Source organism: Roseisolibacter sp. H3M3-2, assembly GCF_029211165.1.
In the GTDB taxonomy this organism is placed as follows: Bacteria; Gemmatimonadota; Gemmatimonadetes; order Gemmatimonadales; family Gemmatimonadaceae; genus Roseisolibacter.
In genome coordinates this window covers 1-9813 of record NZ_JARGEK010000167.1, presented here as the reverse complement: position 1 = coordinate 9813, position 9813 = coordinate 1, and the positions used below count along the sequence as shown (strand labels likewise).

Below are 9813 nucleotides of genomic sequence, written 5' to 3'. Positions count from 1 at the left end.
CAAGGAGTTGAGACCACGATTTGTCTTCCTAAGACCGCTTGGCCTCCGACTTCGCCGCGGGCCGGGCGCGCGCCGGCCGCCGAACGCCCCGCGCTGGCCGCGCGGCCGTGGACGCGCACCGCGCCGCGCGACGACGGGTGGCGCGTCGGCAGCTTCACGGGGCTGTCGCGCGGCGCGCACGCGCACCGCGACGCCGACGAGGACGCGCCCGAGGCGCTGAACGACGCGCGCGACGGCGGCCCGGACGAGGAGGGGGAGGTGCCGCTCGCCGCGTTCCCCGCGAGCGCGCAGGCCGGCCTCTTCTTCCACGAGGTGCTGGAGCACCACGACCCCGCGCTCCCCGACACGCTGGCGCCGCTGGTGGACGACCGGCTGCGCGCCTACGGCTTCGACGCGTCGGCGTGGGGCGGGCGCGTGACCGACGCGCTGCGCGGCGTGCTCGACGCGCCGCTCGGCGCGCTGCGGCTGCGCGACGTGCCGCTCTCGGCGCGCATGACCGAGCTGCGCTTCGAGCTCCCGGCCGGCGGCGCGCTGACCGCCGACGCGCTCGCGGCGTGCTTCGCCGACCACCCGGGCGACTACGCGGCGCGCGTGGCGCACCTGGGCTTCCGCCCGCTGCGCGGCTTCCTCGCCGGCGCCATCGACCTGGTGGCGCGCCACGACGGGCGGTGGTGGCTGCTCGACTACAAGTCGAACCGGCTCGGCCCCCGCCGCGCCGACTACGCCCCCGAGCGCATGGCGCGCGAGATGGCCGACGCCCACTACGTGCTGCAGTACCACCTGTACCTCGTGGCGCTGCACCGCTGGCTCGGGCTGCGCGTCCCCGGCTACGACTGGGACCGCGACGTCGGCGGCGCGTGCTACGTCTTCCTGCGCGGCGTGGGGGAGGGGACCGGCGTGTTCGTCGACCGTCCCCCGCGCGCGCGCATCGAGGCGCTGGACCGCCTGCTCCGGGAGGGCGCGTGACGACGCAGCGCGACCTGTTCGCGGCCGCGCCGCCGGCGGTGCCGCCCGTGGCGCAGCCGGAGGACGTGGGCGCCCTCGACCGGCGCTGGTCGCCGCGCGACGCGGCCTCGCCGGGCGACCCGCTCGCGGCGCGGCGCGCGACGCGCGCGCTGCGCGACGTGGACGTGCACTTCGCGCGCGCCGCGGCGCGGCTGGCCGGGGGCGTGGACCCGCTGGTGCTCCTCGGGCTGGCGGCGGCGAGCCGCGCGTCGGGGGACGGGCACGTGTACGCGGAGCTCGACGCGCCGGAGCGCCTGGTGCGCCTCGAGGGCGCGGCGGCAGTCGCGTGGCCCGACCCGGCGGCGTGGCGCGCCGCGCTGGAGGCGAGCCCCGTCGTCGCGACGGCGCGCGAGGCGGCGGAGTCGCCCGGCTGCCCGCTGGTGCTCGACGGGCACCGGCTCTACCTCGCGCGCTACTGGGGCTACCAGCGGCGGCTGCTGGCGGCGGGGGGCGCGCGCGCCGCGCTGCAGCGCGCCGACGTCGACCGCGCGGCGCTGGCCGCGGGGCTGGCGCGCTACTTCCCGGAGGCCGACCGCGCCGGCCCGCCCCCCGACCTGCAGCGTGCCGCCGCGGCGGCCGCCGTGCTGCGCGCGCTGGTGCGCGTGACCGGCGGCCCGGGGACGGGGAAGACGACGACCGTGCTGGACGTGCGAGACCACCTCGTCGAACAGGCGCGCGCGCTCGGCCTCGCGCCGGTGCTCATCGCGCTCGCCGCGCCGACCGGGAAGGCGGCGGCGCGCATGGGCGACGCGATCGCGCGCGAGCTGGCGCGCCTCGCGGTGCCGGCCGACGTCGCGGCGGCGATCCCGCGCGCCGCGACCACGCTCCACCGCCTGCTCGGCTGGCAGCCGCACCAGCCCACGCGCTTCCGCCACGACGCCGCCCGCCCGCTCCCCGCCGACGTGGTGGTGGTGGACGAGGGCTCGATGGTGGACCTCGCGCTGATGGCGAAGCTGCTCGACGCGGTGCCGGAGGGCGCGCGCCTGGTGCTGCTCGGCGACCGCGACCAGCTGGTGAGCGTGGAGGCGGGGACGATCCTCGCCGACGTGTGCGGCGACGACGACGCCGGCTGCAGCCCCGCGTGGGCCGAGCGCCTCGCCGCCGTCGGCGCCCCGCTCTCTCCCGCGGTCGCGACTCCCGCCGCGCCGACTCCCGCCGTCGCCGACTGCGTCGTCCGCCTCCGCGTCAGCCGCCGCTTCACCGCCGACGGCGGGATCGGCGCGCTCGCCCGCGCGGTCAACGCCGGCGACGCCGACGCCGCGCTGGCCGTGCTGCGCCGCGACCCCACGGGGCAGGTGACGTGGCTCCCGCTCGACGCGGCCGCGGCCGACGTGCGCGCGCTCCCGGCGGCGCTGCGCGAGGGGCTGGTCGCCGGGTACCGGCGCGCCGTGCGCGTCGACGGCCCGAAGGCCGCGCTCGCGGCCTTCGACGCCTTCCGCGTGCTGGCGGCGCACCGCGAGCGCACCTTCGGCGCGCAGGGGCTGAACGCCGCGGTGGTGGACGCCCTGGTGCGCGAGCGGACCGTGCCGCGCGAGGCGGCCGGCGGGCGCTGGTGGCCGGGGCAGCCGGTGATGGTCACGGAGAACGACCACGCGCAGGAGCTCTACAACGGCGACGTGGGCGTCGTGCTGTCCGAGCCGGGCGGCGCGCTGCGCGTCTGGTTCCGCGCGGCCGACGGCGGCGTGCGCGGCCTCGCGCCGGCCCGCCTCCCGGCGCACGAGACGGTCTTCGCCATGACCGTCCACAAGTCGCAGGGCTCCGAGTTCGACGAGGTCGTCCTCGTGCTGCCGCCCCGCCCGTCGCCCGTGCTGACGCGCGAGCTGCTCTACACCGGCGTGACGCGCGCGCGCCAGCGCGTGACGGTCGTCGGCACGGAGGAGGTCCTGCGCGCCGCGATCGCCGAGCGGGTGCAGCGCGCGAGCGGGCTCCGCGAGGCACTCTGGGAGAACTAACTGCCAGGAGAACGGATGAGACGGATCAGAACGGATCCGTCTCATCCGTTCTCCTGGCTGTTCTCACCGCAGCGCCGCCACGACCAGCGCGGCCACGCCGAGCAGCAGCCCCGCGGCGCCCAACCCGAGCGCGGCGAGGGTGAGCCGGGGATCGAGCGTCGGCGCCGGCGTCGCCACGGGCACCGGCATCGGCGGCGCGTCGTCGAGGATCGACTGGCGCATCACCGCCTTCGCCGCCAGCACGTCGTCCATCGCCTGCACGAAGTGCCGCTGGTGGATGCGCTTGCCGACGTCCAGCCCCGGCTCGGCGGCCGCCATCGCCGCCGCCTTGAGGACCGCGTTCTTGATGTCGCCGCCGCTCGCCGGGTAGCGCTCGGCCAACGCGACGAAGTCCACGTCCGCCGACAGCGGCGTGTGCAGCGGGTGCAGCTGCACCTGCCAGATGCGCTCGCGCTCCGCCGCCCCCGGCATCTCGAACAGCACGTGCGTGCGGATGCGCCGCTCGAACGCCGGGTCGAAGTTGGCCGCCAGGTTGGTCGCGAAGATCACGACGCCGTTGAACGCCTCCAGCTCCTTGAGCAGGACGTTCACCACCGTGTTCGCCTCGCGCTCCATCGCCTGCCGCGCGCCCGCCGTGCGCCGCGCCGCGATCGCGTCGGCCTCGTCGAAGAAGAGCACCGCCTCCGACTCGGCGGCGTTCTTGAACACCGCGGCGACGTTCTTGGCCGTCTCGCCGGCCCACATCGACTCGACCACCGAGTAGTTCACCACCAGCAGGTCGCGCCCCAGCGCGTGCGCGATCGCCTCGGCGCAGATCGTCTTCCCGGTGCCGGGCGGCCCCGCGAAGTTGAAGGCCAGCCCGAGCCCCGTGGCGTGCCGCTCGCCGAGCCCCCAGCGGTCGAAGATCAGCGCGTGGTTGCGCACCTGCGCCAGCGCCTGCTCCAGCGTCCGCATCGTCGCCGGCGGGAGCACGACGTCGGCGAAGGTCCGCTCGGGGACGACGGTGTCGACCGCGCGGCGGCCGCGGCGCCCGGTGAAGAGCTGCAGGAGGGGCGAGGGCATGCCGGCGGGCGGTGCACGCGCCGCGCCGCCGCGCCCCCCGGCCGTCGATCAGTCCGGCTCGCCCCGGTAGCGGCACCCCGACGTGCACGTCTCGCGCACCACCACCTCGCTGAGCCCCGGGAGCACCGGCGTCAGCCGCTGCCAGATCCAGCGCGCCAGCACCTCGCTGGTCGGGTTCTCCAGCCCCGGGATGTCGTTGAGGTAGCGGTGGTCGAGCGCGTCGTCGAGCGGGCGCCACGCCGCCTTGAGGTCGGCGAAGTCCATCACCCAGCCGAGCGTCGGGTCGAGCGGCCCGCGCACGTGCACGGCGACCCGGAACGAGTGCCCGTGCAGCCGCGCGCACTTGTGCCCCTCGGGCACGTGCGGCAGCCGGTGCGCCGCCTCGAAGGTGAACTCACGCCAGATCTCCATGCGTGCATGGTGGCCGGGCCCGGCGCCTCGGGGCAAGCCCGCGCTTGCGGTCCGCGCTTGCGGGTCCGCGCTTGCGGAGCGGCGCGCCGGCGTCGATCCTCCGCCGCCATGACCCTGTCGCGCCGCTCGCCCACCGCGCTCGCCCTGGGCGCCCTCGCCGCCGGGCTGGCGCTGGGCGCCGTCGCCGCCGCCACCGACGCCCCGGCCGCGCGCGCCGCCGACCGCCTCGCCGAGGCGCTCGGCGCGCTCTGGGTCGCCGCGATCCGCATGACGCTGGTGCCGCTCGTCGTGTCGCTCCTCGTCACGAGCGTCGTCGGCGTGGCCGACGCGCGCGCGGTCGGGCGGCTCGGCGCGCGCGCGGTCGGGTGGTTCCTCGCGCTGCTCACCGTGTTCGCGCTGCTGGCCGCGACCGCGGGGCCGCCGCTGATGGAGGGGCTGGCGATCGACCCCGCGGCCGCCGCCGCGGTGCGCGCCGCCGACGCCGACCGGGCCGCGGCGGGCGCCGCCCCCGAGCTGCCGACGCTGCGCGGCTTCGTCGTCGGCCTCGTGCCCACGAACCCCGTGCGCGCCGCCGCCGACGCGGCGATGCTGCCGCTGATCGTGTTCGTCGTGCTGTTCGCCGCCGCGGTGACGCGCCTCCCGGCCACCGCGCGCGCGCCCGTGGTCGCGCTGGCGACGGCGGTGCGCGACGCGATGCTCGTGCTCGTGCGCTGGGTGCTCGCCGTCACGCCGATCGGCGTGTTCGCGCTGGCCGCCGACATGGGCGCGCAGCTCGGCGTCGGCGCGGCGGGGGCGGTGGGCTACTACGTGCTCGTGCTGTGCGGGCTCGTGGCGGTGATGGTCGCGCTCTGCTACCCGATCGCCGCCGCCTTCGGGCGCACCTCGGTGGCGACGTTCGCGCGCGCGGCCGCGCCGGCGCAGATGGTGGCGGTGAGCACGCGCTCCTCGCTCGCGTCGCTCCCGGCGCTCGTCGACGGCGCGCGCCGCCACCTCGGCGACCGCCCGGCGATCGGCGGCTTCGTGCTGCCGCTGGCGGTGTCGACGTTCAAGCTCAACACGCCGATCGCCGACCTCGTGGGGCCGCTCTTCCTCGCGCACCTGTACGGCGTCGAGCTGGGGATGGCGCAGATCGCGACGATGACCGTCGTCTGCGTCGCCATGAGCTTCAGCAACCCGGGGATCCCGAGCGGCGGGCTGTTCGTCGTCACCGCGCCGGTCATGCTCAGCGTCGGCCTCCCGCTCGACGGGATCGGGCTCCTCATCGCCGCCGACGCGATCCCCGACGTGTTCAACACGGTGGTCAACGTGACCGGCGACATGACGGTCGCGACAGTGTTGGCGCCCGACGCGCCGCTCGCCGAGGCGGCGCCCGCCGACGACGCGCGCATGACGGGACGGACAGATCGGCCGGCGGTGTGACTCGCACGGCGGGACGCGTGACGCGCCGCGCGCCGCCGTGCGGATCGTCGTGACCGACGTCACGCGCGGCGCGTGATACGCCATGATGGCCAGCGGATCCGCTCGTCATGCTCACGGCCGTACCCGCCCGCCGGTGTCGTCCCCCCCGTCCCCGCGCCGCCCCATGCGTCCCTCGCCCGCGACGTTCGCCGCGCTCGTCTCGCTCGCCGTCCTCCCGCACGCCGCCGCCGCGCAGGCCCCGGCCAACGCCGCGTTCGCGACCGGCGCCGCCGTCGAGGCGACGCTCGACGCCGCGCGCGCCGAGCGGCTCCCCACCGCGCCGATCGAGGACCGCGTGGCCGAGGGGCGGGCCAAGGGGGCGAGCGAGGCGCAGGTCGCGAGTGCCGCCGCGCGGGCGCACGCCGACCTGCGCACGACGCGCGAGGCGCTCCTCCGCGCCGGCCACGCCGGCCCGCTCGACGCCGCGGCGGCGCGCGGCGCGCAGCTCATCGGGCGCGGCTACACCGCGGCGCAGCTGGAGACGATCGCCCACGAGTCGCGCGACGAGCGGGCGCTGCTGGCGGCGCTCGACGCGCTGGCCGACGTGCTGGCGCGCGGCGTCGCGCCCGTGGTCGCGCTGGCCCGCGTCGAGGTCCGCCTGGCGCGCCGCGACCCCGAGGCCGCGCTGGTGGCGCTGGGCGCGTTGGCGGGGGCGCGGCCCTGACGCGGCCTCAGACGCGGAACAGGTAGCTCCACTTCAGGAAGAACCCGTCGGTCGTCCGGCGCAGCTGGCCGAAGCGCAGCGGGTCGGGCTCCGACGCCGACGAGCCGTAGCCCGCGAAGAACACCGTCCCCGGGTTCGGCACGAAGCTGAACAGCACGTCGCCGCGGAACGTGTTGCTGCGCTGCGCCCCGGCGCGCACGAAGCCGTTGGCCGTGCGCAGGAAGACCGGCTGCTGCGTCCGCCCCTCGTCGCGCAGGCTGTCGCGCTGGGCGGCGATGTACTGGCCGACGAAACGCACGAACACCGGGCGCGCGAGCTGGTACTCGACGCGCACGCGCGGGATCTGCTGCTGCCCGGCCAGGCTCCCGTCGCGCGCGCGCGCGAAGCGCTGGATCTGGTACGCGGCGTCGATGCGCAGCCGGTCGGTCGGGCGCGTGGTCGTGTTGAGCGTCAGGAACAGGATGTCGCTCGACGCCCACTCGTAGAAGTTCTCGTCCTTCCCCCAGATGGCGAACAGGTTCCCCGAGAACTTCTTGAACTGCGGCGTGTTGAGCGTGACCGCGTAGTCGAGGTTCGGCAGCGCCGGAGTGCCGACGTACGGCACCGTGTCCACGACCGCCGGGTTCCCCGCGCGCGGCTGCGTGTAGTAGTAGTTGGCGTACAGGTCCGGGTCGTAGCGGAACTCCTCGACCAGCACCGACCCGCCGACGCCCCAGCCGCCGCGCAGCTGCGCGTTGCCGTTGAAGTGCAGCTTCTTCTCCAGCGCCTCGCGCCCGGCGGTGAAGTCGCGGTACTTCCACGTCCCGTCGAGCACGACGTCGCCGCCGTAGCTCATGACGCGGCTCGTCGGCGCGTTGAAGAAGGTCACGCGGTGGCTGGCCGCCGCGCGCGCGATGCTGCCGCGCGAGATGAAGCCGGAGCCGGCGACGAAGTCCGGGTGGATCCCCGACGTGGAGTAGCGGAAGCCGAAGCGGCGCCCGTTGCGCTGCATGACCGCCTGCCAGAGCGGCCCCTCGCGCACGTCGCGCGACCCGTCGGCCGCCGGCGCGTCGGCGCGCGTCTGGCTCCCCACCAGCTGCGCCTGCAGCGCGTACACCTTGCCGAACACGATGCGCGTGTCGAGCCCCCCGACGCGGTTGTACCCGCCGCCGTCGGCCTCGCGGTCGGTCACCACCGCGCCGACGCGCGACTGCGCGCCGACGTCGCGCTGCACGCGCACGATGTTGTAGACCGGGTGCCGCCCCGGCGTCCCGCGCGGCAGCCCCGGGTCGTCGACGGCCGAGAGCACGGCGACGTCGGTCCCCGCGACCTTCCCCGTCAGCTTCACCGCCGCCGACGGCTGCACGATGCGCCGCGTGTAGATCAGGTTGCTCGGCACCGAGAACTGCTCGATCCCGTCGAGGAAGAACGGGCGCCGCTCGGGGAAGAAGAGCGCCGAGCGCGGGTCGAACTGCACCTGCGCGGCGTCGGCCTCGACCTGCGAGAAGTCGGGGCGCACGGTGCCGTTGAGCGTGAGGTTGTTGGTCACGCCCCACCGCACGTTGCCGCCGACCTCGGGGCGCCGCACGCGGTAGTCCCACGTGTTCGGGTCGGCGCGCAGCGGGCGCCCCTCGCTGCGCTGCGTCACCACCGGCGTCAGGTCGAGCACGAGCCCGCGCCGCAGGTCGGTGAGCCCGGTGAGCCGCCCCCCCTGCCCGAGGAACGTCGCCATCCCGCGCCGCGCCGGCGCCCACGAGTCCTCGGCCCCCAGCCGCGTCACGCGCCGCAGCACGTTGATCCCCCACCGCTGCACGTCGCGCGGCTGGTAGCGCAGCGACTTGAACGGGATGCGGATCTCGACCTCGTACCCGTCGGCGGTGACGCGCCCCTTGGACTGGTACACGAAGTCGGCCGACAGGTCGACGTTCTCGCGCGCCTGCGCGCCGCCGCTGTTGTTCAGCCCCCCCGTGCTCAGGTTCCCCGTCTCGACGAGCGTCCCGTCCATCTGGATGCCGAGCGGGTTCACCGCGAACGCCACCGCCTGCCGCGCGTCGTCGAACGTCGACAGCAGGATCGTGACGTGGTCGTCGCCGCCGATGCGGTCGCGGTCGGCCAGCGTCGCGTTCACCGTCCCCGCCGGCGCGAACGCGCGCACGCCGAAGTGGATCGCCGTCGGCGAGTACCACACCAGCACCTCGGTCGAGTCGGTGGCCGCCTGCCCGTCGGTGGGCTGGAAGCGCGAGAAGCCCGTCAGCCGCGCCGCGCGCGCCCACGCCGCCTCCGTCAGCAGCCCGTCGATCTGCACCTCGGCCTCGACGCGCGGCGGGGCGACGTCGAGCTCCCCGCGGCGGCCGTGGAAGACGCCCTCGGCGGACCGGCGCGGCGGGAGGGACTCGGGGACGACGGCGGCCAGGACGGCCGCGGCGAGCAGGGGAGGGAACGGCATCGGGGCGGGGAGGCGGGGAGGGGAGCCCCAAATCTGTCGAGCCCCCCAAGGCCCCAGCGTTCGGAATCCGTCAGAAGCGCCCCGATCCCCGGCCGCGGTCAGTCGAGCAGCTCTTCCAGCTCCTCGGCGACGTCGGGACGGTTCGCCCGCAGCCACGCGCCGGCGGCGCGCGCGTCGATCTCGACGATCAGCTCCCCCTCGGTGCGGCGCGCGTGGCGCACCACCTCGGCGATCTCGGGGTCGTCGCCGGCGAGCGTGCGCGCGACCTCGATCGCCTCCTCGCCCGCCCACCCCTCGGCGGCCAGCGCGCGGATCTCGCGCACGGTCGCGTCGGCGAGCCACGACGCGACGTCGGCCACGTGCTCGACGACGCCGTCGTCGCTCGCCACCGTCGCCTCCACGTGCTGCGGCGCGTGCCGGCGCGCGCGCAGCCGCTCCAGCGCCGCCGCCATCGCCTCCGGCTCGACCTCCGCCGGCTCGGGCTCGGGAAGCGCGACCGGCGCCGCGGCGCGACGGCGCGGCTGCTCCTCCGCCTCCTCCCGCTCCTCCGGGTCGTCCGCCTCCGCTTCGGTCGCGTCGTCGGCGTCGGGCGCGTCGTCGTCCGATGCGTCGTCGGTCTCCTCGTCCTCGGCGTCGCGGACCGCGGGCGCGCCGAACAGCGCCGTCGACGACGCGTCGAGGAACGGGGAGCCGGCGCGCGGCAGCGCGGCGCCCAGCACGCCGGCCAGCACGGCCGCCGGCGGCTCGGTGGGGACCGCGCCCTCGAGCGCGGGCAGCGGGAGCACGAGCAGGTGCGCGTCGTCGGCGCCGGCCCCGGCGGCGTCGCTGCCGCCGTC

General features: G+C 76.6%; 7 protein-coding genes and 1 pseudogene. 4 read left to right on the top strand and 4 right to left on the bottom strand.

Going from position 1 to position 9813, the window contains the following annotated elements; genetic code table 11:
- Together PYV61_RS14330 and recD are read left to right on the top strand one after the other, a co-directional pair.
- On the top strand, window positions 1-966 hold a 966-nt coding region (locus PYV61_RS14330), incomplete at its 5' end, for a PD-(D/E)XK nuclease family protein (protein WP_275832687.1).
- A complete protein-coding gene (gene recD / locus PYV61_RS14325) occupies window positions 963-2957 on the top strand; it encodes an exodeoxyribonuclease V subunit alpha (protein WP_275832685.1) in 1995 nt (664 codons plus the stop codon). The genes PYV61_RS14330 and recD, both read left to right, overlap by 4 nt.
- Window positions 2958-3020: 63 nt before the next feature.
- Here recD and PYV61_RS14320 read toward each other — a convergent pair whose 3' ends face one another.
- Together PYV61_RS14320 and queD are read right to left on the bottom strand one after the other, a co-directional pair.
- The gene (locus tag PYV61_RS14320) at window positions 3021-4019 is read right to left on the bottom strand and encodes an ATP-binding protein (protein WP_275832683.1); all 999 of its coding nucleotides are present in this window, start codon (window positions 4017-4019) and stop codon (window positions 3021-3023) included.
- Between the two features lie 48 nt (window positions 4020-4067).
- Window positions 4068-4430, bottom strand: a complete 363-nt coding sequence (gene queD / locus PYV61_RS14315) for a 6-carboxytetrahydropterin synthase QueD (protein WP_275832681.1) — start codon at window positions 4428-4430, stop codon at window positions 4068-4070.
- A gap of 108 nt (window positions 4431-4538) precedes the next feature.
- On the opposite strand from queD, the gene PYV61_RS14310 reads away from it, so the two are divergent.
- Both PYV61_RS14310 and PYV61_RS14305 read left to right on the top strand, forming a co-directional pair.
- Window positions 4539-5849 carry a cation:dicarboxylase symporter family transporter gene (locus tag PYV61_RS14310; RefSeq protein WP_275832679.1) on the top strand — a complete coding sequence of 437 codons (1311 nt, stop codon included), beginning with the start codon at window positions 4539-4541 and terminating at the stop codon, window positions 5847-5849.
- Between the two features lie 163 nt (window positions 5850-6012).
- Window positions 6013-6552: a hypothetical protein gene (locus PYV61_RS14305; protein WP_275832677.1), complete on the top strand. Its 540-nt coding sequence runs from the start codon at window positions 6013-6015 to the stop codon at window positions 6550-6552.
- A 7-nt stretch (window positions 6553-6559) separates the two neighbouring features.
- Here the strand turns inward: PYV61_RS14305 and PYV61_RS14300 are convergent, their stop codons facing one another.
- Both PYV61_RS14300 and PYV61_RS14295 read right to left on the bottom strand, forming a co-directional pair.
- Window positions 6560-8977 (bottom strand): DUF5916 domain-containing protein, encoded by a 2418-nt coding sequence (locus tag PYV61_RS14300; RefSeq protein ID WP_275832674.1) that lies wholly within the window; start codon window positions 8975-8977, stop codon window positions 6560-6562.
- Between the two features lie 98 nt (window positions 8978-9075).
- A pseudogene (locus tag PYV61_RS14295) lies at window positions 9076-9813 on the bottom strand (hypothetical protein); the annotation flags it as partial.